General features: G+C 42.1%; 22 protein-coding genes. 7 read left to right on the forward strand and 15 right to left on the reverse strand.

What is annotated here, in order from left to right; translation table 11 throughout:
• Positions 1-72: 72 nt before the first annotated feature.
• Together D8863_RS07845 and D8863_RS07850 are read right to left on the reverse strand one after the other, a co-directional pair.
• Positions 73-1,287: a pyridoxal phosphate-dependent aminotransferase gene (locus tag D8863_RS07845; protein WP_000666454.1), complete on the reverse strand. Its 1,215-nt coding sequence runs from the start codon at positions 1,285-1,287 to the stop codon at positions 73-75.
• Between the two features lie 144 nt (positions 1,288-1,431).
• Positions 1,432-1,731, reverse strand: coding sequence for a hypothetical protein (locus tag D8863_RS07850; RefSeq protein WP_084877548.1), 300 nt, complete (start codon positions 1,729-1,731; stop codon positions 1,432-1,434).
• 166 nt (positions 1,732-1,897) lie between these two features.
• On the opposite strand from D8863_RS07850, the gene D8863_RS07855 reads away from it, so the two are divergent.
• Positions 1,898-2,350, forward strand: a complete 453-nt coding sequence (locus D8863_RS07855; RefSeq protein ID WP_000079162.1) for a universal stress protein — start codon at positions 1,898-1,900, stop codon at positions 2,348-2,350.
• A 121-nt stretch (positions 2,351-2,471) separates the two neighbouring features.
• Here the strand turns inward: D8863_RS07855 and D8863_RS07860 are convergent, their stop codons facing one another.
• The gene (locus D8863_RS07860; RefSeq protein ID WP_125441590.1) at positions 2,472-4,448 is read right to left on the reverse strand and encodes a CAP domain-containing protein; all 1,977 of its coding nucleotides are present in this window, start codon (positions 4,446-4,448) and stop codon (positions 2,472-2,474) included.
• A 497-nt stretch (positions 4,449-4,945) separates the two neighbouring features.
• Positions 4,946-6,337, reverse strand: coding sequence for a Cof-type HAD-IIB family hydrolase (locus D8863_RS07865; protein WP_070567716.1), 1,392 nt, complete (start codon positions 6,335-6,337; stop codon positions 4,946-4,948).
• 65 nt (positions 6,338-6,402) lie between these two features.
• On the opposite strand from D8863_RS07865, the gene D8863_RS07870 reads away from it, so the two are divergent.
• A complete protein-coding gene (locus D8863_RS07870) occupies positions 6,403-7,365 on the forward strand; it encodes an asparaginase (RefSeq protein WP_007519608.1) in 963 nt (320 codons plus the stop codon).
• Positions 7,366-7,418: 53 nt separating this feature from the next.
• Here D8863_RS07870 and ccpA read toward each other — a convergent pair whose 3' ends face one another.
• Complete coding sequence (ccpA, locus tag D8863_RS07875; protein ID WP_001090635.1) at positions 7,419-8,429, reverse strand: catabolite control protein A; 1,011 nt, start codon at positions 8,427-8,429, stop codon at positions 7,419-7,421.
• Positions 8,430-8,633: 204 nt separating this feature from the next.
• On the opposite strand from ccpA, the gene D8863_RS07880 reads away from it, so the two are divergent.
• Positions 8,634-8,951 (forward strand): DUF960 domain-containing protein, encoded by a 318-nt coding sequence (locus D8863_RS07880; RefSeq protein ID WP_000886045.1) that lies wholly within the window; start codon positions 8,634-8,636, stop codon positions 8,949-8,951.
• Positions 8,952-9,001: 50 nt separating this feature from the next.
• Here D8863_RS07880 and D8863_RS07885 read toward each other — a convergent pair whose 3' ends face one another.
• From D8863_RS07885 to D8863_RS07915, 7 genes are all read right to left on the reverse strand, one after another.
• Complete coding sequence (locus D8863_RS07885; RefSeq protein WP_125441591.1) at positions 9,002-10,285, reverse strand: DUF308 domain-containing protein; 1,284 nt, start codon at positions 10,283-10,285, stop codon at positions 9,002-9,004.
• Entirely contained in the window at positions 10,278-11,099 is an 822-nt protein-coding gene (gene folK, locus D8863_RS07890) for a 2-amino-4-hydroxy-6-hydroxymethyldihydropteridine diphosphokinase (RefSeq protein WP_125441592.1), read from the reverse strand. The genes D8863_RS07885 and folK overlap by 8 nt, the downstream gene beginning before the upstream one ends.
• Before the next feature lie 158 nt (positions 11,100-11,257).
• The gene (gene folE / locus D8863_RS07895) at positions 11,258-11,812 is read right to left on the reverse strand and encodes a GTP cyclohydrolase I FolE (protein WP_125441593.1); all 555 of its coding nucleotides are present in this window, start codon (positions 11,810-11,812) and stop codon (positions 11,258-11,260) included.
• Positions 11,793-13,115: a bifunctional folylpolyglutamate synthase/dihydrofolate synthase gene (locus D8863_RS07900; RefSeq protein WP_125441594.1), complete on the reverse strand. Its 1,323-nt coding sequence runs from the start codon at positions 13,113-13,115 to the stop codon at positions 11,793-11,795. The genes folE and D8863_RS07900 overlap by 20 nt, the downstream gene beginning before the upstream one ends.
• Before the next feature lies 1 nt (position 13,116).
• A complete protein-coding gene (gene folP, locus D8863_RS07905) occupies positions 13,117-14,091 on the reverse strand; it encodes a dihydropteroate synthase (protein ID WP_185761468.1) in 975 nt (324 codons plus the stop codon).
• A 75-nt stretch (positions 14,092-14,166) separates the two neighbouring features.
• The gene (locus D8863_RS07910; RefSeq protein WP_125441595.1) at positions 14,167-14,874 is read right to left on the reverse strand and encodes a CPBP family intramembrane glutamic endopeptidase; all 708 of its coding nucleotides are present in this window, start codon (positions 14,872-14,874) and stop codon (positions 14,167-14,169) included.
• Positions 14,875-14,927: 53 nt separating this feature from the next.
• On the reverse strand, positions 14,928-16,346 hold the full coding sequence (locus D8863_RS07915; protein ID WP_125441596.1) for an NCS2 family permease: 1,419 nt from the start codon (positions 16,344-16,346) through the stop codon (positions 14,928-14,930).
• A gap of 187 nt (positions 16,347-16,533) precedes the next feature.
• Here D8863_RS07915 and D8863_RS07920 point away from each other — a divergent pair, with 187 nt between their 5' ends.
• The 4 genes from D8863_RS07920 (at position 16,534) to D8863_RS07935 (ending at position 20,433) form a co-directional block, all read left to right on the forward strand.
• Positions 16,534-17,346, forward strand: a complete 813-nt coding sequence (locus tag D8863_RS07920; protein WP_000162371.1) for a Cof-type HAD-IIB family hydrolase — start codon at positions 16,534-16,536, stop codon at positions 17,344-17,346.
• A 283-nt stretch (positions 17,347-17,629) separates the two neighbouring features.
• Positions 17,630-18,619, forward strand: a complete 990-nt coding sequence (locus D8863_RS07925) for a PTS sugar transporter subunit IIB (RefSeq protein WP_061587284.1) — start codon at positions 17,630-17,632, stop codon at positions 18,617-18,619.
• Between the two features lie 75 nt (positions 18,620-18,694).
• On the forward strand, positions 18,695-19,507 hold the full coding sequence (locus tag D8863_RS07930; RefSeq protein ID WP_076984815.1) for a PTS mannose/fructose/sorbose transporter subunit IIC: 813 nt from the start codon (positions 18,695-18,697) through the stop codon (positions 19,505-19,507).
• 14 nt (positions 19,508-19,521) lie between these two features.
• Positions 19,522-20,433: a PTS system mannose/fructose/sorbose family transporter subunit IID gene (locus D8863_RS07935; protein ID WP_125441597.1), complete on the forward strand. Its 912-nt coding sequence runs from the start codon at positions 19,522-19,524 to the stop codon at positions 20,431-20,433.
• 62 nt (positions 20,434-20,495) lie between these two features.
• On the opposite strand, the gene D8863_RS07940 is transcribed toward D8863_RS07935, so the two are convergent.
• The 3 genes from D8863_RS07940 to D8863_RS07955 all read right to left on the reverse strand — a co-directional run bounded on the left by D8863_RS07940 (position 20,496) and on the right by D8863_RS07955 (position 25,055).
• Positions 20,496-22,724, reverse strand: coding sequence for an HAD-IC family P-type ATPase (locus D8863_RS07940; protein WP_125441598.1), 2,229 nt, complete (start codon positions 22,722-22,724; stop codon positions 20,496-20,498).
• Between the two features lie 164 nt (positions 22,725-22,888).
• Positions 22,889-24,223: an aminopeptidase C gene (pepC, locus tag D8863_RS07945; protein WP_125441599.1), complete on the reverse strand. Its 1,335-nt coding sequence runs from the start codon at positions 24,221-24,223 to the stop codon at positions 22,889-22,891.
• A gap of 109 nt (positions 24,224-24,332) precedes the next feature.
• Positions 24,333-25,055 (reverse strand): pseudouridine synthase, encoded by a 723-nt coding sequence (locus D8863_RS07955; RefSeq protein WP_125441600.1) that lies wholly within the window; start codon positions 25,053-25,055, stop codon positions 24,333-24,335.
• Positions 25,056-25,069: the final 14 nt, after the last annotated feature.

Consider the following 25,069-nt stretch of genomic DNA (forward strand, 5'->3'; position numbering starts at 1 on the left):
CTATTCTATCTGATTCTTACCTATTTGTCAATAGCTCTAAGTAAATGTTTCCTGCTTTTCCCTATGAAAGCCTTATCTACGATACTGACTCAAGAAACGTGTCATCTTTTCTTGGATTTGCGCTAATTCGTCCACACGAGGAAGGTAAACGATACGGAAATGGTCTGGTTCCTTCCAGTTAAAACCACGACCATGAACCAAGAGAACCTTTTCCTGCTTCAAGAAATCAAGAACGAACTGTTCATCATCATCGATGCGGTACATATTGCGGTCAATTTTAGGGAAGATATAAAGACCTGCCTTCGGCTTGACCGCAGACAAACCTGGGATATCTTGAATAGCATTGTAAATGAAGTTTCTTTGCTCATAGATCCGTCCACCAGGAAGGAGCAATTCATCCACTGACTGGTGCCCACCTAGTGAAGTTTGTACGACTTGCTGGGCCAAAACGTTAGAGCAAAGACGCATATTGGACAGCATATTGAGACCTTCGATATAGCCCTTGACATGGTGCTTAGGACCAGACAAGACCATCCATCCTACACGGAAACCAGCGATACGGTGAGATTTTGACAAACCATTCATGCTGACACAGAAAACATCTGGTGCCAAGCTTGCCACAGGCGTATGCACATGCCCATCCATCACCATGCGATCATAAATTTCATCCGCAAAAATGATCAAATCGTTTTGACGGGCAATCTCAATAATCTCCAACAAGAGTTCCTTAGGATAAAGGGCTCCAGTTGGGTTGTTCGGATTGATAAGGACGATTGCCTTGGTATTGGAAGTAATTTTTGACTTAATATCGTCAATATCAGGGTACCACTCTGCAGCTTCATCACAGATATAGTGAACAGCATTTCCCCCAGCTAGGCTGACAGCGGCTGTCCAGAGAGGATAGTCTGGCATAGGCACCAAGACCTCATCGCCATTATCCAAAAGTCCTTGCATGGACATAACAATCAGCTCACTGACACCATTTCCAAGGTAGATATCATCAATGTCTACATTAGGGAATTTCTTCAGTTGGCAATACTGCATGATGGCCTTGCGGGCTGAGAAAATCCCTTTGGAGTCAGAATATCCTTCACTATCACGCGCATTCATAATCAAGTCATGAATGACCTCATCTGGCGCTGTAAAGCCAAATTCTGCTGGATTCCCTGTATTCAGACGTAAAATCTTTTCTCCGTTTGCTCGCATCCGCATGGCTTCTTCCAAAACAGGGCCACGGATATCATAAGCAACATGCTCTAACTTACTAGACTTGTTATATTCTTTCATCTTGTTTCCTCAATTCATCGAGATAGTAACATTATACCACTAGAAAGGGATTGCGACAAGTTTCCTGAAATGAGCAAGCAAAGAAAAAAACTCACAACGACTAGGTTCTCACCGTCTAAACAACTAGAGTACAGAAGTATTTTCTCACATACCAAAAGACAAACCCAGAAAGACCAATGCTAAAAAGGAATCATACAAAAGATTAAACATGAGAAAGAGCCCCCACGTGACCAAATAGTCCAAGCGACCACTTCTCTTTGCAATCACCAATAAAATGATGTGGTAGACTAAGTGAAAGAGAAGAAATCCAACAAAACCTGGATAGAGAACGGGCATGACTCTTTCCAGCTGCCAAAGCATCACTACTTCACCTACAAGTGACGCAAGGATAATTCCATGATAAAGAAAACTTATTTTTTTAGAAGCTTGAACAAAATCTTTCATACTTTCTCATCCCCTCGCTGTGTTTCCTACTATCCCGTTTTCTTTTATTTTAACATATCTCCACCAAATCGAATCTCCAATAATATTTATTGAAATATGATTTTTACTTTACTTCTTTAGTGAAAAGGGTTACAATAACAGTAAGAAAATTTCAGGAGGTTTCATTATGGCACAACGTTACCAAAATGTTATGGTCGCAATTGATGGTTCAAAAGAAGCAGACTTGGCTTTCGTCAAAGGTGTTTACACTGCTCTACGCAACGAATCCAAGCTCACCATTGCCCATGTTATCGACACACGCGCTCTTCAAAGCGTGTCTACCTTTGATGCTGAAGTTTACGAAGAACTCCAAGTCGATGCTGAAAGTCTGATGAAGGAGTACGAAAAGCGCGCAAGAGATGCTGGTGTGACCGATATTCACATCGTCATCGAAATGGGAAATCCAAAAACCCTCCTTGCCCGTACTATTCCAGACGCAGAAAACGTTGACCTGATTCTCGTTGGTGCAACAGGGCTCAATGCCTTTGAACGCCTCTTGGTTGGTTCTTCATCTGAGTACATTCTCCGCCATGCAAAAGTCGATTTGCTGGTCGTGAGAGAAAGTGAAAAAACATTGTAATCATTAAAAAAGGGAGCCTTGTGCTCCTTTTTGTTTGTCCTGATTGGGTCACAAAAAGGCTTTAAACAATTGTTTAAAGCCTCTATCTTATTTAGAAAGTAGTCAATCTCAAAAGATTGAATTATTTGTAACTGTATGCCCAGTAGTATACACCGTTTCCATCAACTACTGCTGCTACAGCTCCTTCAGTGACATTTGGATCGAGAAGCAAGTCTCTCAAACCACTGTTTGCCCATTTCTTAACGACAACAGCTGCATCTTCATCACGACGTCCTACAAAGCCTGTGCTATCGTATTGACGTGAAATTTCATTTACTTTCGGAAGTGCTTGATTTTGATAAATGTCTTCAGACCAAGTCAATTCTTTCAATCCTTGAGCTTTACGCTCTTCATTGATTTTAACGAAAGCTTCTTTCGCTTTTAAAACATAGTCATAGTTTGTATCGTTTGTTGCTTCAATACGGTAAACAAACTTCACATAACCAAATTCTACATCACTGTATTTCTTGTCTTCGACACCACTCTTGAGATTTGCAATCAAGACATAGTCCTTAGCGTATGGGTTTTCTTTCGTCTTCTCAAAGATTTCTGGATCTTCGATTTCCCACTCAACTTTAGCATCCCAACCAGAGTTATCAAGGAACTTAGGATTCATTTTTTCGATGACATAGTTTTTGAACTCTTCAACATTCTTGAATGGCAATGCTTGACCTGCTTTAGCAGTCGTTACCAAGTTAGTTGAGTAAAGTTTCACGCTAGAGTTCTTGTCACTGTACATGTACTCGTCATCAGCAGTGTTTTCGTGAAGTTTTGGATCACGAGCTGGATCGTTTGGATCAGTCATCCCTTGAAGTTTCCATTTTCCTCCAAGCCACTTCCAGTATGCTGAGTAACCTGTACGCTCTGAGTTAGATGGTACATAGTAGTAATGTGCACTACCGTCGAAGTAGTAGTTTTTATCATTCTTGAGGACTGCATCACCTGGTTTACCTGGTGGGTAAACCAATTTTGGAGTTTGTCCATTTGGTGCCCAAGCCAAGTGTTCCAATCCTTCAGCTGGTTTTTCAACATAATCAGGGATTTGGTTTTCACTTGGTTCATCAGTCGTTACTAAACCTGGCGTTGTTGGGATAGCTGGAATTGCTGGTGTTTCTGGTTTTGGTTCCGCTGGTGTTTCTGTAGATGGTTTGAATGGATCAAATTCACTATCAGCACCATTAATTGGTGGGTTTTCTGGTAGGTCAACACTTGGAGTTGCTGGTTGTGCTGGTTGTGGCTCAGCTGGTGTTGTTGGCTCTTCAGGTTTATCACTAGGAGCTGGTGTTGGAGTCTCTGGTTCTACTGGTGTTGGAGCAGGAACTTCAGGTTGACTTGGTTGTGCTGGCTCAACCGGAGTTGTTGGTTGTTCTGGTTTTGGTTCAGCAGGTGTTGCCGGTTGTGCTGGTGTTGTATCAGCAGAATCTTTCACCAATACCCACTTACCATTTTGGTAGTAGTAATAATCACCATTGTCCAATACATAGTAATGGTAACCATTTTCGTAACGATAGTGCGGATCGTTTTCCAAGTTGTTAGTAGATGAGTTGTTGTTACTATTGTTTGTCAAAGGTTTCCACTGACCGTTACGATAAATACGGTAGCTACCATCGTTCATACGGTAGTAGTGATTGCCATTCCAGTAAATATAGTTTTCATCGCTAGCAAGGTTGTTGTAATTATTCCAATAATTATAACCATAGTAGTTGCTACTGTTGTCATAGCCATAGTAGTTATTCCAATTATTGTAACCGTAGTTGTAACTTGGGTAATAGCTACCATATCCATAGTTATAGCTTGGGTAGTAGCTATTGTAGCCATAGTTATAGCTTGGGTAATAACTATTGTAGCCGTAACTTCTTACAGTATAGTTTGATGTACGGCTACGATTTGCAGTAGTACGGTTAGAAGTACGATTGCTTGAACGACGGCTAGTTCTTGTATAGTAGCTATTATTTCCATTCCAATTGTAAGCAGCGTGAGCTTCACTTGGTGCAAAAGTTGGAAGCATTGTTACAGCTGTTAAAACAGAAGCTGTCAAATAGGTATATTTTTTCTTCATTTCAACCTCTTAATTCTTTAATTTTTAAACTTGAAAATTAAAATAATAAAAATTTGGAAAGCAATTGTGCACAATTTTATAACTAAATCTCAAAGCTAGAGTGGATTCTTCACATCAACTTGTTAACAGGCCTGAAATAAACAAGTTGACTTTCTGTCTTTAAAAAGAGCATATTATAGCAGCATGAGGATTTTATATTTATTCTCTTTCTTAATTTATTCTAACACAGCAACTTTCAAATATCAAATAATTTGACTCGTCTTTTTTTGATATTCTTTCAAAAGAAAAGCTAGATATATTAGTAATGTATCTAGCTTTTCAACTATTCTTTGTAAGCAATGTAATTTCCTGTTGCTTTATTTTCACTATCTTTTCATTTTTTTCTTTTCTTTTTCTAGTATAAATATGCTAATAATAATTAGTGATATATATAAAATTGTTCGGTTTTTCAGCTCAAAAAATCCCCGAATTTTTCATCCAGGGAAAAGAATTTTCTCTTATTTTTTATTTTTTCTTTCTTTATGTCGCTCATAAGCTTTAAACTGACGTTGTAGTTCCTGTCGGATGGCAGGTTCTGGAGCATATTTTTCTTCCCAGTCATCTGGTTTTAAAATCTTGTGTGTAACTGGGTCAAAATGAGCTTTCCCATCAGGGAAAACCTTCCCCATATTTGCTTCATGGACAATATCAAAAATGCGTTCTGGATCTACTCCCATCAATACAAAACTGCCGTATGTGAAATACAATGTGTCAATCAAAGCATCCACTTGACCGACCAGATTTTGCTTAGCAGGCGTCTTTTTCGCCACTTTCTCTGCCGCCTTATCAAGTGCCTCATGCATGCTTGCAAGGGAGTTTTGGAATTCTTCCTCCGAAGAACTTGCTGCGCGAACAAACTCTACTAATTCTTCAATTTTAAAATCTGCGCGGTGGGTTGCACCTTCAGCATCCCATGCCTGTGGCTCTTCTTGAGTTCGTTCATCCATCATGTGGTGGAAGGTCTTGACCTTATTAAAGTGGTAGTCTCGACTGACAAACACTTTTTCTGAAGCCAAAACACCAAAGTGCTCGAGCGCCTTGTGGATACCATCTTGTTGATTACTTGCCGTAATATGCTTAGCAACTTCTTTAACACTGCTACTGCCATTCCCCATAGCAACCGACATACCAACACCCGCCAACATTTCCAGATCGTTGTCTGAATCACCAAAGGCCATGACTTGATTGAGATCAAAACCATATTCTTTCCCGACTCGGCGAATGCCTTCTAATTTGGAATTTCCTTGGTTGATGATATCTGCTGCAAAAGGATTGCTTCGAGTTAATTTCAAGTCGTCAAAATCACTTGCTGCCTTCTCAGATTCTTCTGGCGTCATCAGCATCAAAACTTGATAAATGGGTTGATTAATCAAGTTAAGCAGGTCGTCTTCCTTTTGAGGAACTGCCTTGCTAACCATTCGATTAAAGGAACGGCTAACGGTTCTTGTCAGCACAGTCGGAATAAAACGACTAACCAGTTGGGAAAAGGATCCGAGACCAAATGACATAATTTTCGAACCAACAACGGCGTGCTCGGTTCCAAGAGCGATTTCTTTACGCTCCTTTTTAGCGTAAGCAATCAGTTGACGCAGGCTTGACTTAGCAATCGGACTCGCAAAGAGCACCTTTTCTTTATTAAAAATGTATTGGCCATTGTAGGTCACCGCAAAGTCTAGGTCCAAGTCTTCCATCAATTCCTTGACAAAAAACGGCCCTCGTCCTGTCGCTACTCCAACAAGCACTCCTTGCTCTTTGACAATCTTAATCGCGTCCTTAGTGGATTTCAAAACACTCTTGCGATCGTTGACTAGCGTTCCATCGATATCAAAAAAAACAGCCTTGACTTCCATCCTGTCCCATTCTCCCCTTTTGTGTTACAATGATTATACCACATTTCAGAAAGAGTGACTAAATCATGCCTAAGAAAATCCTTGTTTTACATACAGGTGGGACTATTTCCATGCAAGCAGATGCCACTGGTGCCGTTGTAACTAGCCAGGACAATCCCATGAACCATGTTTCCAATCCGCTTGAAGGGATTGAGGTTCATGCCCTAGACTTTTTTAATCTGCCAAGCCCTCATATCAAACCCAAGCATATGCTTGCACTCTATCATAAGATTAAAGAGGAAGCTGATAACTACGATGGAGTTGTCATCACACATGGTACAGATACCTTAGAAGAAACAGCCTACTTCCTTGATACCATGAAAATCCCGCCCATCCCCATCGTTCTAACCGGGGCCATGCGTAGTTCAAACGAACTTGGTAGCGACGGTGTTTATAACTATCTGAGCGCTTTACGAGTTGCCAGCGATGATAAAGCAGCCGACAAGGGTGTGCTGGTCGTCATGAACGACGAGATTCATGCAGCCAAGTATGTTACCAAAACTCATACGACCAACGTCAGCACCTTTCAAACCCCAACACATGGACCACTTGGCCTCATCATGAAGCAAGAAATCCTCTACTTTAAAACGGCTGAACCTCGTGTCCGCTTTGATCTTGAGCATATTCAAGGTCTAGTTCCCATCATCTCAGCCTATGCCGGTATGACAGACGAGCTGATCGATATGTTAGACTTGGAACAGCTGGATGGCTTAGTCATTCAGGCTTTTGGAGCAGGCAATGTTCCCAAAGAAACAGCTCAAAAGTTGGAAAATCTCCTCCAGAAAGGAATCCCAGTCGCCCTGGTCTCACGGTGCTTTAATGGCATTGCTGAACCTGTCTACGCCTACCAAGGTGGAGGAGTGCAGTTGCAACGAGCTGGTGTTTTCTTTGTCAAAGAACTCAACGCTCAAAAAGCGCGCCTCAAATTATTAATTGCCCTTAATGCTGGACTAAAAGGACAAGCTTTGAAAGACTATATGGAAGGCTAATCCTCTTCTCTAGAACACAAAATCAGGAAATCTTCGCGATTCCCTGATTTTTTCTATTTACGTTTTCGTGTAGAGCGACGTTCTGTCAAACCATGAGGTAAGAGAACTTCACGTTCTTCCAACTCTTCCTTATGCATAATCTTCGTCAACATACGCATGCTGATAGCACCTAAGTCATAAAGAGGTTGGGCAATAGTCGTCAAGTTTGGACGAGTGAATCGTGCAATCTGAGAGTCATCTGTCGTAATGATTTCAAACTCTTCTGGCACAGACACACCGTGGTCAGCCAAACCATTCAACACACCCGCAGCCAATTCATCACCTGTTACAACTGCGGCTGTAGCTTGTGATGAAATCAAGCGTTCTGCCAAGGCATAACCATCGTCATAGCTGTATTTTGATTCGAAGACCAAGCCCTCGCTATAAGAATGTCCAGCTTTTTTCAAGGCTTCCTTATAACCAATCAAACGAACCTTGCCATTGATATCATCGACGAGTGGTCCACTCACAAAAGCAATTTTCTCATTTTCTTTGAGAAGGTAGCTTACAGCATCAATCGTTGCTTGTTTGTAGTCGATATTGACACTTGGAAGTTGGTGTTCTACATCCACAGTACCAGCAAGAACAACCGGTGTCCGTGAACGAGAAAACTCTGAACGAATCTTTTCAGTCAAGTGATAGCCCATAAAGATAATCCCATCGACTTGTTTTGAAAAAAGAGTGTTAACCACTGAAACTTCCTTTTCATCATCCTCATCACTATTTGCAAGGACAATGTTATACTTGTACATTTCAGCAATGTCGTCAATTCCCTTAGCAAGTGTTGAGAAATAACCATTGGTAATGTTCGGAATCACAACTCCGACTGTCGTTGTTTTCTTGCTAGCCAAACCACGTGCTACCGCATTTGGACGATAGTCCAAGCGATCAATCACTTCTAGGACTTTTTTTCGAGTGTTCTCTTTAACATTCTTGTTGCCATTAACGACACGGCTAACTGTTGCCATCGAAACTCCTGCTTCACGGGCGACGTCATAAATCGTTACTGTATCATCTGTGTTCATTCCGTTTCCTTTCTATAATGAAAATTTCGCTTTCACGCATCTACTTACTCCATTTTATCACTTATTGTAAACACTTTCAAGTATTTTTTAGAGAAACTTTGAAAAAATTTCACAGTTTATTCCCATTTTGAAAAAGCAAGTACGATTTCTTGATTTTTAAGACATTTTGCTGTATGATAAGGAAAATAAAAGGGGGAGGAAAGCATGGCTTTTACAAATACACAGAGACGATCCGCTAGTTTTGGTGTCGTGACTAGCTTGCCTGATGATGTCATTGACTCTTTATGGTATATTATTGATCATTTCCTGAAAAATGTCTTTGAATTAGAAGAAGAACTTGAGTTTCAACTGCTCAACAATAAGGGGACCATCACCTTCCATTTTTCTAGCCAGCACCTTCCGACTAGCATCGATTTTGATTTTAATCATCCTTTCGATCCGCTTTACCCGCCTAGGGTCCTTGTTTTAGACTTGGACGGCAGAGAAACCATCCTCCTTCCAGAAGAAAATGACCTATTTTAAAAACTCTAGCTTCTCGGCGCAAACTGCTGAGGAACTAGAGTTTTCTTTTTCTAATAAATGGATCGACTAACTACTAGACCGTTTGGTTTTGTATACTCTAAGTCAAGATAATCCTGATAAGTCCCTGGCACAATGAAACCTTGGGGACTCAATATATCAGTTCCAGCTTTTCCTACGATAGAGTCTGCCAGCAAGACACAATTGGTACTGAGAACGAAGTAGGTCTTAAACTCGGATGAGCTGAATTTATAGAGGGTCGCATCTGCTTCCTCTTTCAGTTGGTAGGAGTAGGTGTGCTTGACCTCTCCCTCTCTTCTTTTCATCAACTGCGAGCTTGGTTCCCAAGGAATTAACAGGTCTTCTATCTCCGCTAAACGCGCTTGGATAGCTGCTTTCTGTTGCTCCGTCAAACTCAGGCCATAAGCAAACAAGGTCTTCTGACTTTCCCTCTTACAGAGTTCGATGTATTTTTCCCGATTGGCCTTAAACAAAACACCGTCTCCAACCATGCCGAATAAACGCTCCGAGTGGGGATCATAGGAACCATAGGAAATAACCTTCCCTTGATAACAAATATCCACATGTCCCATAGCAAGGAAGAAAGAGGTTTCTGAGGTATGGACAAAAATTTCCAGATCAACCGTCTGGTCGTTTTTTCTTTCTGAATGAACTTCTCCTTCTTGACTTTCATGATTTGCCAGCCACTCATTTAGTTTTCGTAAGGTACTGATAGGGATCAGAGCCGTCACAAAGATCGGCAGAGTCATTCGCATACGTCGTTTCAGCTTGGGATTGTTTTCTATCCTTTCAAAAAAGAAACCGTCCCGGAGGCTACTAGCTCCTAGCATGAGCAAGTAAAATCCAAGCAAGAGCAATTCAAAATTCGCTGCATCGTGAAAAGGAGAGATGCTATAAAGCCCGAATCCTATCATCCATACAGCATCGAAGAGATGATGAAGCCGAGGATGAATAGTATTTTTTCGATAGAGAGACCAGGTCACAAGACTAATGATGCCCGTAAACAACTGGTAGCTCGCAATGATAAAGACCAAGAGATAGAGGGCAAGGTCTTGCAAGATGATAGAGTCAAACACCAGAGCCGCAACCGCCAGCTTGCCCAAGGTTACAAAGATATTTTCCCGACGTTTTTTATCCTGAAACCAGCGAGTCAACAAGTGCCAAACCGCTGACAAGGAAAAGTAGCCCATCAGCAACTGGTATCCCATTCTCGGAATAACTTGTCCAAATCGGATCAAGAGAAGCCCTAAAACAATAGCAAGTAGTCCCTCCCCGATACTCTTCCACTTGCTATAGGTTTCAGAAAACTTAGGCATTTTCTTGCTCCAACTGGTCAACCAAGTAACGAATTGGTTGTTTTAAGATTGGATGGATAAAATGGGGAGCTATTTCCACTAACGGCTCAAGAACAAAGAGGCGTTCTGCTATATAAGGATGAGGCAATATGAGCTCGTCTGTGTAAATAATCTGGTCCTCCATAAAGAGTAGGTCCAAATCAATCAAACGAGGCCCCCAATGCACCTCTCGAACCCGTCCCATTTCTGACTCAATAGCTAATAATGTTTCTAACAAGACTGGTGCTGGTAGCCAAGTCTCTACTTCAATCACCTGATTGGCAAAGCTATCCTGATCCACACCTCCCCAAGGCTCTGTCGCCAAGACACTGGACTCCTTGAGAATATGGATACCTCGAGCTCGCAGTTTGTCAATAGCTTGTTCTACGTTTGCTTGCTTGTCCCCCATATTGCTTCCTAGGGCGATAAAGGCTCGCTGCTTACGACGGTGAATGGTTACCGAGCAGGTATCCAACGGTAAATGCACTGGAGCCCAAGGCTTTTTTAGTTCCAACTCAATCTCTTGGACAAGAGGATAAGTCTCAAAGGTACGTTCAACTAGTTTGTAGGCTACCGTTTCAATCAAGTCCTCACTCGTTTCCTGAAACCAAGTCGTCCACTGCTGGCACAGTTCTCCGTAATGGACAGAGGCTGTTAAATCCAAGTCTGTAGCCGCCTTGGTCATATCATAGGATAAGCTTGCGGAAATAACAAACTTCTGCCCCAATTCCTTCTCACTTGGAAAGAGACCATGATAGGCAAAAATTTCCAAATCTTTTATCTGCAGTTGATCCATAACTAGTCCTTTCTAGAAAAATCTGCATGAAGCGGATTCTTTTTATAGTCAATGAAAATCAAAGTGCAAACTAGGAAGCTAGCCGCAGGCTGCTCAAAACACTGTTTTGAGGTTGCAGATGGAAGCTGACGTGGTTTGAATCTGATTTTCGAAGAGTATTATAGTCCCATTAAACGATAAGCTTGATCTCGGAGGTCCTTATCCGTATCAAATACGCCACGAGCTACTGTTGTCAAGGTTGCAGTTCCTGGTTTTCTGACACCACGCATGCTCATACACATATGTTCGGCCTCAATGACAACAAAGGCTCCTTTAGCACCCAGATAGTCCATCAAGGCATCAGCCACTTCAATATTCAAACGTTCTTGAATCTGTGGTTTTTTAGAATAAACTTCAACCGTACGGGCAAGTTTGGACAAGCCTGCCACACGGCCATCTGGAATGTAGGCAATGTGGGCTCTACCATAAAATGGCAAAAAGTGGTGTTCACACATGGTGTGGAAAAAGATATCCTTTTCCACTACCATATTATCATCGATAATCTCAAAGGATTTTGACAAATGTTCCTCAGCAGTTTGGCCAAGGCCTGAAAAAATCTCTTGGTACATACGGGCTACACGAGCAGGTGTTTCCTGCAAGCCCTCGCGGTTAGCGTCCTCACCAACAGCCTCGATAATCATTTTTACAGCCGTTTCAATCTTTTGTGTATCCATTCTCGTTCTTCCTCTCCATTAGATAGGCTCTCACTTGGCTCAAGAAATACAAGGAACCTGTGACAATCCTAACTGTTTGTTTCTCTTCATTTTTATCTGTCAATTTCTGCTCTAGAAAATCCTGCCAACCTTGGTAATTGAGATTTCTAGACTTGACTGTCTCTTTCAGCACGCTTTCATCCGTCGCTCGACTATCGTCAAAATGTGTCAGGGTAAGCTCGGTATCTGGCATTTCCCCTAGCAAGTCCAGCATATCATCCAAGGCCTTGGTTTTGATGCAGGTAAAGAGGATTTCCTTATGATAATCCGCAAAGCGTTCTTGCAAGGTTGCTAGTAAAGCCTTGATAGCATGGGGATTGTGGGCCCCATCCAAAATCATCAAGGGGTCGCTAGACACGACCTCCAAACGCCCTGGCCATCTGGTTTCTTTCAAAGCTTGAGCAACCAAGGCATTACTTGCTAATTCTCGCCCAGTCTCCTGACAATAAGTGTCTAAGAGAGCAAGCGCCATCCCCGCATTTTCTACCTGGTGCAAGCCAAGTAGACCTGTCTGGAAGCGACCTTGTCTGACAGCACTTGTATAGTCAAAGACCTCACCTGTCACTACACTTTCTTGATAACAAACCTGATAATCTGTCCCATAGGCAAGTCTCGGTGCATGTTTCCCTTCCGCAATGCGGTCGATAACGGCCAAGGCTTCAGGAACAATATGACCTGTCACCAAGGGAATGCCTTGCTTGATAATACCAGCCTTCTGCTCTGCTATGGCTTCCAAGGTGTCACCAAGTAGGGCTACATGATCCAAACCAATGGTCGTAATGCCTGTCAGAATGGGCTGGCAGACATTGGTACTATCCAGAAGTCCACCCATGCCGACTTCCATGATGGCCACATCTACTTGCTCTAAGGCAAAGTAATCATAAGCTAGAGCTGTGATAATCTCAAACTCGGTTGTTCCCTGCAAATTGTCAGCAGATTCCCCCTCAAGCAAAGACTGATAGTCCGCCATCAAGGCTTCTAGTCTCGCTTCTGGGATAGATTCCCCATTGATGCTAATCTGATCTGTATAATGAATGAGATAGGGCGAGCTGAACACCCCTACTCTCAGGCCTAGCTTTTCCAGCATCTCTTTCAAAAAAGCAATGGTCGAACCTTTACCATTTGTTCCGCCGATATGGATAACCTTGAGTTTGAGATGGGGATTGCCACGTAAAGCTAGGAGTTCTACCATTCGCTCCAAACCAAAATGTGGTTGGTCCGTCCGATAGTGGGCAATCCACTGATTGTTTTGAATTTCGTTCATCTTACTTATATTGTTTTAAATCTAGATTTTCCGCATCATCTGCCAAACGAATAGCAGAGGCAATTTCAACTGCCATCCTGTGACTGGCTACATCGTGCACGCGCACCACTTCGACACCCTGTCTCGCTGCGATACTGGTTACATGAGCCGAAGCCGTGTCCCGATTGCGGAAACCAAGCTCTGTCTCAGGATTGACTTCAAAACCACTTTCTTCAAGGATATTGATGACAAACCGCTTGCGCGACACTCCAAGAAAGATTGGATAGCCCTTCTGATGTAGTTTATCCAGGTCCCGTAAAAGAAGCAAATTTTCTTTCTTGGTCAGACCAAAGCCGATTCCCGGATCCAACAGGATATTTTCTTGTGCAATCCCAGCTTGATTTGCTCTCGCTAGAGCTCGTTCAAAGAAAGCCTTCATCAAGTCTTCGATTGGCATTTTTTCAAAGTCAGCTAACTCTTCCTCTGTAAAAGCTTGTCCAAAGCCAAAATTAGGGAAGATGAGCGAGCTAGGATGCTGAGGACGAGCCATAACTGGATTAAACATGATGACTATTTTCGCTCCAGCCTTAGCAACCACATCCGCCATTTTCTCATCTCCCATGAGACCAGTGATATCATTGACCAGATTGGCACCAGCTTTCAAAGCAGCCTCTGCCACCTGACTTTTCCAAGTATCAATGGAAATGAGGACATCACTTTCCTCACGGATAGCTTTAATCACTGGAACAACACGCTGGATTTCCTCTTCTATCTCAACATAGCTACTGCCCGGCCGAGTTGATTCTCCACCGATATCTAGCATGCTCGCTCCTTCCGCTATCAATTTACGAGCCTGCTGGAGCGCCTGCTCAAGAGCAAAAAACTGCCCACCATCCGAAAAGGAATCTGGCGTCACATTGATAATTCCACAAATGGCTGTTTTTTCGCGGTTGACTTTATTGGACATAACGGTTACTCCCTTAAGGTTCTCTACCATATTATCTCTCTATTTTACCATAAAAAGAAAAAGATGGATACGCTAGTATTCATCTTTTCCAAGCGGGCCAATGGTTTAGAATGATAGACCTAGATTTCTACTAATCAATACCAATAAGGCCAACAAACAAAATGCAATACCATTGAGAATCATATGAAGCAAAATGGACATCTCCAAACGCTCAGTTTTATAGGCTGTCCAAGTCAAAACCGTTGACATTCCTCCATAAATAATCACAGAAGGTAGATTGGTTGGCATATGAAGCAAGGCAAAGACGATTGCACCCACAACAAAGCCTAGTTTTTCTTTTCCACGGAAAATCTTTTTAGGAATAATCCCACGACACAAAATTTCCTCACAAATCGGCGCAATCAAGACTAGTAGGAAGAAAGTTGAAATCAAGGAACTATTCTGAACCAAACCATTCAGTATTGATTGGTTACTGGTTGTTGCCTCATTTGTTAGTCGAAGCAGGACTGAACCCAAGAGATTTGTCGCAAAAATCACCAGATAACTCAATACCAAGCGAGCCAAGTCTTTTGCCTTAAAAAAGGATAGATTAAAAGTAGCAAGTTGTGTTTTTCGTGCACCAATAATGAATACAATCAAAACGACTATGGATAGAGCACCTACTAAGAGCCCTGACTGTAAAATCGGAAACTGTTTGTTTGCTAAAAACAAAGCAAGTCCTATGGGAAATTGAGATAGAACAAAAGCTACCAAAAGGATGAGCACCCATTTCCCTCTGTTTAAAACCTCTTGCCAAATCGTCTTATCTTTCATGATGTACCTCCTTATAAGAAAAAGGGGAGACTCCCCTTTTCCTATTATACCATTTATAGCGCCATACTGATATAGTTAAGGATAAACAAGGCATCCAAAATCCAAATCATTACGTGCACATCCTTGGCTTGACCTTTGACAACTTTTGTCAAGGTGTATGTCAAGAAACCAACAGCAATCCCTTGTGTGATAGAGTAGCTGAATCCCATAAAGATAGATGTGAAGAAGGCAGGAACCGCTTCAGCCATATCATCCCAAGGGATATTTTTCAAGTTAGAAAGCATCATGATACCGACGATGATCAAAATTGGTGCTGTTGCAGCTGTCGGAACAATCGCTAGAAGTGGGCTAAAGAAGCTAGATAGAGCAAAACAGATTGCAACCACTAGGGCAGTCAAACCAGTACGTCCACCAGCACCGATACCCGCCGCAGACTCAACATAGGTTGTAACGTTTGAAGTACCTGCAATAGCACCTACTGAAGTTGCCACCAAGTCAGAGTAAAGAGCCTTGTCCAATTTAGCGGACTCATGGTTTTCCCCACTTGTCGCAACGATACCAACTTTTTCACCAGTACCAATAAGAGTACCGATTGTATCAAAAATATCCGTTAGTGAGAAGGCAAGAATAGCCATCAAGGTTTCTGGTAAACGTGAAGTGTTTGAAATCAAAGATCCTAAACCTTCTGAACCAAGAGCAGCACCAAACAAAGTTCCTAAATCATTAACCGCTGCTGAAAGATTATTGCTAGCAAAGTCGATTCCTGACAATTTCACAACACCAACAGCAATGGCAAGGACAGTCGTTGTTAAGATAGAAAGAATAATTCCACCTTTGATGCCTTTAACAACAAAGAAGATGGTAATAACCAAACCTGCAAGAGCCACCAATACGGCTGGAGTATTGAAGTCTACCAAGCCTGGAACAGCTGCTGAGTTTGCAGTAAGTGCAGCTTGAGCCTTGTCTGCTCCTTCACCTGCTACCGTATAAGTACCTGGATCGATTGAGAATTTCAAGAGACCAGCATTCTTAATTCCAACATAGGCAAGGAAAACACCAATACCAGCCGAAATAGCTGAACGAAGTGTTGTTGGAATAGATTCGATGATCATTTTACGAACATTTGTTAAGGTAATAATCAGTGAAATAATTCCACAAATGAAGACCATACCAAGAGCTTCTTTCCAAGTATAGCCCATCCCAAATACAACTGTAAATGTGAAGAAGGCATTTAGTCCCATACCTGGTGCTTGTGCGTATGGCAAATTAGCATAGAAAGCCATCATCAAAGTACCGACTACAGAACCGATAATCGTTGCCAAGAACACACCTTGAACAGGCATACCCGTTTGGGAAAGCATTTGAGGGTTTACAAAGAGAATATAGCTCATTGCAAAGAATGTTGTTAAACCAGCAAGCACCTCTGTACGGACATCTGTCCCGTGCTCTTTTAGTTTAAATAGTTTGTCCATCTTTAATCTCCTTTTGTTTTTTACGAACAATATTAGTATTATATCATTTATCATTCACCTTTTCAATATGTTTGTTTGATTTATTTAATAAATCAAAACAACTGTAGTTTTTGTTCTTATCTGCTTTTCTTCCTTCTTTTTGATATAATAGAAGACATCTTATCTGGAAACGACTAGGAAGGTTTATATGACTAAAAAAATTATCGCAGTCGACTTGGACGGAACCCTGCTGAATAGTGAAAGCAAGCTCTCCGATTTCACCAAAGAGACGATCAAAAAAATTTCAGAAAAAGGACACCATGTTATCATCACGACGGGACGTCCGTATCGTATGGCAAAAGATTTCTACCGTGAGCTAGAATTGCATACTCCCATGATTAACTTTAATGGTTCTCTTACCCATCTACCAGGACAGGCTTGGGAGCATGAAAAGTGCTTGACCTTGGACAAAAAATACCTCCTAGACATGGTCAAGCGCACGGAGGACATCCAGGCTGATTTTATTGCAGGAGAATATCGAAAAAAATTCTATATCACGACTCCGAATGAGGAAATTGCGGATCCTAAACTATTTGGCGTAGAGAACTTCCGGCCGGAAAATCAATTCAAACCCGAACGAGTAACCAAAGATCCCAACTGCATTCTCTTGCAAACAAGGGCTGAAGACAAATACGCTTTAGCGGACGAGATGAATCGTTTTTATCAGCACCAACTAGCTATCAATACCTGGGGCGGGCCCCTCAACATCCTCGAGTGTACTCCCAAGGGTGTAAACAAGGCATTTGCTCTAGAGTACTTGCTCAATGTGATGAATCGTGATAAAAAAGACTTAATCGCCTTTGGTGATGAGCATAATGACACTGAAATGTTGGCATTTGCAGGCAAGGGATATGCTATGAAAAATGCCAATCCTGCTCTTCTTCCATATGCAGACGAACAACTTCCTCTGACCAACGAAGAAGATGGAGTTGCCCACGCTTTACAAAATTTATTCCTATAAAAGGGAAGATTGCAGGGGCGCAATCTTTCCTTTTTTATTTTCATTCTGTTTTCACAAAAGCGACTTGTTTTCTGTATTTTTATATTAAATTTTCTATTACAATTTTCACTTATCTCTCAAAACCATTGATATATTAATATTTTTAAAAAGTCATTCTATGAAAACTTTTACATCTTTTTAGAAAAAGTAGTTGATTTTTATATGAAAACGGTTTATACTTAAAGTTAGGCTTAAAGTTTTCTTAAACATACAGTCAAACATTTTATAAGGAGGAATGACAATAATGAGTATCGGAATCATTATTGCGAGCCACGGCGAATTTGCTGCGGGTATTCATCAGTCAGGATCTATGATCTTTGGTGAACAAGAAAAGGTTCAAGTTGTAACCTTTATGCCAAATGAAGGTCCAGATGACCTTTACGCTAAATTCAACAACGCTGTGGCTGCATTTGACGCAGAAGATGAGGTTCTAGTATTGGCTGACCTTTGGAGTGGATCTCCATTCAACCAAGCTAGCCGCGTGATGGGAGAAAATCCAGAACGTAAGTTTGCCATCATCACAGGACTGAACTTGCCGATGTTGATCCAAGCCTACACAGAGCGCCTTATGGACGCGAATGCAGGTGTGGATAAAGTCGCTGCGAATATCATTAAAGAAGCCAAAGATGGCATCAAGGCTCTTCCAGAAGAGCTTAACCCAGTTGAGGAAGTTGCAACTGCTGCAGCTGCTCCAGTTGCCCAAGCTGCTATTCCAGAAGGAACAGTTATCGGTGACGGTAAACTGAAAATCAACCTTGCTCGTCTAGACACTCGTCTCCTTCACGGTCAGGTTGCCACTGCTTGGACTCCAGATTCAAAAGCGGATCGTATTATCGTTGCTTCAGACAACGTTGCAAACGACGATTTGCGTAAAGAATTGATCAAACAAGCAGCTCCAAACGGAGTAAAAGCCAACGTTGTCCCAATTCAAAAATTGATCGACGTTGCAAAAGACCCACGTTTCGGCGAAACTCATGCCCTTATCTTGTTTGAAACTCCACAAGATGCACTTCGTGCTATCGAAGGTGGCGTACCAATCAAGACCCTTAACGTTGGTTCTATGGCTCACTCAACAGGTAAAACAATGATCAACAACGTTTTGTCTATGGACAAAGAAGACGTTGCAACCTTTGAAAAAATGCGTGACCTCGGTGTTGAATTTGACGTACGTAAAGTACCAAACGACACGAAAAAAGATTTGTTTGACTTGATTAAGAAAGCAAACGTTCAATAATGTTAATCTGTTTCGAGCATTTTTGAAAACAGGATTAAATACTTTATTAAAACTAAATAGAAAAGGAATAAAACCATGTCAGATATTTCAATCATTTCTGCTATCTTGGTTGTAGTTGTTGCCTTCCTTGCAGGTCTTGAAGGTATCCTCGACCAATTCCAATTCCATCAACCAATCGTCGCATGTACCCTTATCGGACTTGCAACTGGTAACCTCGAAGCAGGTGTTATGCTTGGTGGATCTCTTCAAATGATCGCCCTTGGTTGGGCAAACATCGGAGCTGCCGTAGCTCCTGACGCTGCTCTTGCATCTGTTGCTGCAGCAATCATCTTGATCAAAGGTGGAAACTTTACTACTGAAGGTATCGCTGTTGCAACTGCAACAGCTATCCCTATTGCCGTAGCTGGACTTTTCTTGACAATGATTGTTCGTACAATCTCAGTTGTCTTGGTTCACTCAGCTGATGCTGCTGCTAAAGACGCAAACTTTGCTGCCGTTGAACGCGCTCACTACTTTGCTCTTGTTCTTCAAGGTCTTCGTATCGCAATCCCTGCAGCCTTCCTTATCGCTATCCCAGCTTCTGCTGTCCAAGATGCTCTTAAATTGATGCCAGAATGGTTGAACGGTGGTATGGCTGTCGGTGGTGCTATGGTCGTTGCCGTTGGTTACGCTATGGTTATCAACATGATGGCAACTCGTGAAGTATGGCCATTCTTCGCAATCGGTTTCGCTCTTGCAGCGATTTCACAATTGACTTTGATTGCCCTTGGTGTCATCGGTGTTGCCCTTGCCTTCATCTATCTTAACCTTTCTAAACAAGGTGGAAACGGTGGCGGAGGAGCTGCGACTTCTAACGACCCAATCGGTGATATCCTAGAAGACTACTAGAAAGGGGAACAATCATGGCTGAAAAAATTCAATTAACAAAATCAGATCGTCGAAAAGTTTGGTGGCGTTCACAATTCCTTCAAGGTTCTTGGAACTATGAGCGTATGCAAAACTTGGGTTGGGCTTACTCATTGATTCCAGCTATCAAAAAATTGTACACTACTAAAGAAGAACAAGCCGCTGCTCTTGAGCGTCACCTTGAGTTCTTCAACACTCACCCATACGTAGCTGCTCCTATCATGGGGGTTACGCTTGCACTTGAAGAAGAACGCGCTAACGGTGTTGAAATCGATGACGCGGCTATCCAAGGGGTTAAGATCGGTATGATGGGACCTCTTGCTGGTATCGGTGACCCAGTATTCTGGTTCACAGTTCGTCCTATCCTTGGTGCTCTTGGTGCATCACTCGCTGCAACTGGTAACATCGTTGGTCCCCTTCTCTTCTTCTTTGGATGGAATATAATCCGTATGGCCTTCCTATTGCAAACACAAGAGTTTGGTTACAGGGCTGGATCTGAAATCACTAAAGACATGTCTGGTGGTATCTTGAAAGACATCACTAAAGGAGCATCTATCCTTGGTATGTTCATCCTTGCCGTTCTTGTACAACGTTGGGTATCTATCAACTTTACTGTGAACCTTCCAGGTAAACAATTGGCTGAAGGAGCTTACATCAACTTCCCAGAAGGTGCTGTTACTGGTGCTGAATTGAAAGGAATTCTTGCTGATGCACTTGGAGGATTGAGCCTAGATAAGATTCAACCACAAACCCTTCAAGGTCAGTTGAACTCATTGATTCCAGGATTGATGGGACTTCTCCTTACTTTCCTTTGCATGTGGTTGCTTAAGAAAAAAGTATCACCAATTGCAATCATCCTTGCTCTCTTTGCAGTTGGTATCGCAGCTCGTTTCTTCGGCATCATGTAATCCAATCCATCGAGAATATAAATAAAAAAGAATCAGGATTAAATCCTGATTCTTTTTGTGTATCAATTTTTTCTCCTAGTAAGATAATGCAAGCCCCCAATCAACACTGCTAGGATAGCTACATAGACGACTTGGCTGGTTTCTAAAGGCACATACGCTCCTTGCAGGATAAAGGTGTTGGCAAGCACTCCTACAAGGGCTGCAAGGCTCAAAAATGCGAGCAAGACTAGTTTGTATCGATTAAATGGCAGGCTGACCTTGGCAACTAGACACAGACCATTGATCAGGGCAAGGAGGAAGCAAATAAATTTGACCTGACCTGGGACAGTGATTAAGAAGTTAGTCAGGAGTACACTAGCAACCAGAACGCCACCACCAATCGCAGCATTGGTCAAAATATCTCGCATAAAATGTGTGCTGACCTTTTCTTTATTGGACTCAAAAGTTAGAAAGAAAGATGGAATCCCAATCGTAATGGCTGAAATGATTGTAAACTGAATGGGGATAAAGGCAAATTCCAAACCAAAGATCACACTCAAAATGGCAAAAACGATGGAGAAGAAAGTCTTTGTTAGAAAGAGAGAGGCTACCTTTTGGATGTTATTGATGACCCGGCGACCTTCCATCAAGATATCATAAAATACCGCAAAATCATCTGTGAGAAAAACAATATTGGATACACTTTTGGCTGCACTGGTAGCACCATTCATAGCAAAACTAATATCTGCTTTTTTAAGAGCTAGAACATCATTGACTCCATCACCACTCATAGCAACTGTTTTCCCAGCCTTTTGCAAAACGGTCACCATCTTTTCTTTCTGTTCAGGTGTCACTCGACCAAATATTTCGTGTTCCAAGACCACTCTTTCAAAGTCATCATCGCTCACCTTGGTCATATCAATCGCACGGGCTTCTTCCTTAAAACCTGCCTTACGAGCCACCCCATATACAGCCACATGATTATCACCACTGATAATCTTAACTTCAACACCTTGAGATTCGAAATAGTCAAAGGTTTCCTTGGTATTGTCCTTGATCTCATCTGACAGAACGACATGCCCTAATAGTTCCATTTCGGACGGGCTTGTAATTTGGTCCTTGCTATGAGCAAGCGATAAGATTCGAAAACCTTGCTGTTTTAGATGTTCATAGTAGGCATCCATCGGCTGGGTAAAGCCTAGAAATTCATAGGCACCGAAGAAATAGGTCCCACCCTCTTTTACTTGGACAAAGGAATACTTGTTTTTACTTGAAAATGCACCGACTTCTTGAACTTCCCACTTTTTCTCACAGGTTAAGTAAGTCTTCAGAGCTCGGGAAGTTGCATTTTCATCCTCGAAATAAGCCAAATAAGAAGATAGTTTCTCTGCTACATTAGCATCCATTTCTTGGACCTTCATATTCCCCGTCGTGATAGTTCCCGTCTTATCAAAACAAAGAACATCTACTCGCGCCAAGGTCTCTACACAGTATAGCTCCTGTACCAGAACCTTCTTTTTAGCCAACTTCATGGCTGCTACCGCTAGGGAGACGCTAACCAAGAGAATCAAGCCCTCTGGAATCATGCCGACCAAGGCACCTGAACTTCCCAAGACAATTTCAACATAAGACCGTCCTAGACTAAAACCTCTGACATAGAGCAGAATGGCAACTGGCACCAGCAAGATAGAAACGATTTTTAAAATCTTATCCATATAATCGCGCAGTTGAGAAGGGTATTTTTTAAATTCCTTGCTGGATTTTGCGAGCTTGTTGATATAACTATCGGGACCCACAGCTGTCGCCGTGACCAGACAAGTACCGCTGACGACATTGCTTCCGCTCATCAGCTTGTCACCAACTGTTTTAAAGACCGAATCACTTTCACCCGTCAGCAAGGACTCATCAACTTCAACATTCCCTTCAAGCACTTCTGCATCGACAGGTACCTGATCTCCCAGATTGAGATGCAGATATTCCCCCAGTACGATGTCTTCTGAATCAATCTCAATCGTTTGACCATCTCGATTGACCTTGTACTTACTTTTACCAAGTAAACTTAGCTTTTCTAAGGCATTTTTTGAACGCACTTCTTGGAAGATACCGATGGCGGTATTGATAGCAATCACACCTAAAAAGAGCATATTCTCAAATCGCATGGTTGTGGCTACCAGAACTGCCAGAGCCAAGTTCATGGCATTAAAGAAGGTAAAGATATTTGAAACGACGATTTCCTTGGTTGTTTTATAGGGTTTAATATCACTGATATTTCGTTGACGATCCTTGATGTCTTGACTACTTAAATACTTCATTTCTATTCCAATATCCTTTTGTACTACTATAGTAACACATATCTTTTTCTCTGTCACTTAAAGACTCAAAATAAGGAGAACTCACTTAGCAAGCAGCATCTATCGCCACTTCAAGAAGAACTTAAAAAGAGGCTAGGATTTCCCTAACCTCTTTTCTTTATGCTTTATTCTGCCAAGGCACCCATTGGATCCCATGGTGCGAGTACGATTGGTTCTGCTTCATAAGCAGCTTGTTCTTCTGCTGTCAGCAATTCCTTACGGACAACGATTTGATAGGTGTATTCATCCATCCAAGCATCTGAGGCAACGAAGTAACCATCTGTACCGACCTTGTCTCCCCATGAGTTTTCAACCTTCCACTTGGTTGACTTGCCATTTTCATCCAAATCCACACCTGTCAAGACCATGGCGTGGGTCATCAAACTTTCGCTGTAGTCCAAACGTCCAGCTTTGTCTTGAGTGAGTTGAATATCCATGCTTGATTCAAAGTCATAAACATCTGTCGCAAGGATTCCAGCTTTGCGGTTGCTGAGCTGGCCGACATCTGAACCAAACCAAACAGTTTCTCCTGTCTGCATTTGGGCAATCGCCAATTCTTTCAAACGCTCCATAGGAACGTTGATATAACGAACTGCACGGCTACCAACCACATTTCCTAACATCTCAACTGTGTAAGATTTGCCGTAAGGCTTGTCAGCAGTTGGGGCATTGATAACCGAAACATAATCTTCTAGAGGAAGATTGACATATTTCTTGTAAAATTCTTGTGGTGTGATACCCTTTTCGCTTTGGTAGTTGTTATCCTTATCGCGATAAGCAAAGTCAAATTTACGCGGTGGAAGTCCTAGTGACATAGCAAGGAAGTTAAAGATTTCTTGCAAGAGGTCTTCTTTCTTAGCTTGAACAGTCGCTTGGTCTGCACCAGAAGCGAGCAAGTCACGCAAGATTTGAGCATCTTGGCGAAGCAATTTGTTAAGGATGGCATTGAGCTCACGGCTGCTGCTAGATGAAACAGACTCAGGATAAACAGACTTAGGAACGACACCGTATTTCTCAAAGAGGGCAACAACCATATCCCATTGACCACCATCTTGTTGAGGTGTTTGGAGTAGGAAGCTAACCTTGCGACTCGTCAATTCTTGGTCTGCAGTCGCAATCACTTGCTCCAAGAACCAGTTGGATTTCTCGTATTTGTCCCAGAAGAATGTGTGGGCTTGTGACAATTCAAAGTTCTCCAGTTTGTATTGAGAGATGAGTTTGTGGCGGAAGGTGTTGAGAGCTGCAAACATCCAGCAACGACCAGACGCTTTCTGGTTAGTAACCTTGTCCTTGGTCAAATCCAATGAGAAAACAGGTGTATTGTCTACATGGCTTTGGCGCCGTTCTAGGGCCGCAAAAATTCCGTTATGGCTGGCAGCATTTTCAATCGCTTGGTATTTGACATTTGCTTCATAGTTAGCAAATAGTTTATCAGTAAATGATTCTTGAATCGCGTTCATAGATTCCTCCTTTTATTCTAATGTCTATTATAACTCTTTTCACAAAGGAAGCAACTGAAAAACGAAAAAGGTAAGGACATTCTCCTCACCTTTTCTAACATAATCCAAACTAAGCAATACTAGCAAGGAGATTCTCTAACTCCTCCCTGGTCAGGCGACGCCATTCTCCTCGTTCTAAGTTCTCATCCAAAACTAGAGTCCCCATCGTCAAACGTTGTAGGTCCACCACTTCCTTGCCACAGTATGCCACCATGCGTTTGACCTGATGAAACTTACCTTCAGCAATGGTCACACGAACCAGACTTTGATTTTTTTCTGGATCTACCGATACAAGCTCCAGTCTAGCAGGATGACAGGTAAAGTCTTTGAGAGGAATGCCCTTGGCAAATGTCTCCACATCTTCTTGGGTCATAATACCTTTGACTTGAGCTAGATAAGTCTTATCCACATGATGTTTAGGCGAAAGAAGAGAATGGGCAAGCTGGCCGTCATTGGTCAAGAGCAGAAGACCATGCGTATCGATATCCAAGCGCCCTACTGGAAAAACTTCCTTGGTCCGAGCAATATCATCCAACAAGTCCAACACTGTTCTGTGTTTAGAATCCTCAGTCGCTGAAATGACTCCTTGGGGCTTGTTCATCATGTAGTAGACAAACTCCTCGTACTCTAGCACTTGACCATCAAAGCGAATTTCGTCTTTTTCTTCATTTATTTGCAATTTTGCTGATTTTTCTTTCTTGCCATTGACCGTCACGCGTCCAGCCTTGAGCAAGTTTTTTACCTCCGTCCGACTCCCTACAGCGCAGGCAACTAAAAATTTATCTAATCTCATAGAACCATTATATC

The organism is Streptococcus oralis (assembly GCF_003943825.1).
GTDB lineage: Bacteria > Bacillota > Bacilli > Lactobacillales > Streptococcaceae > Streptococcus > Streptococcus oralis_CD.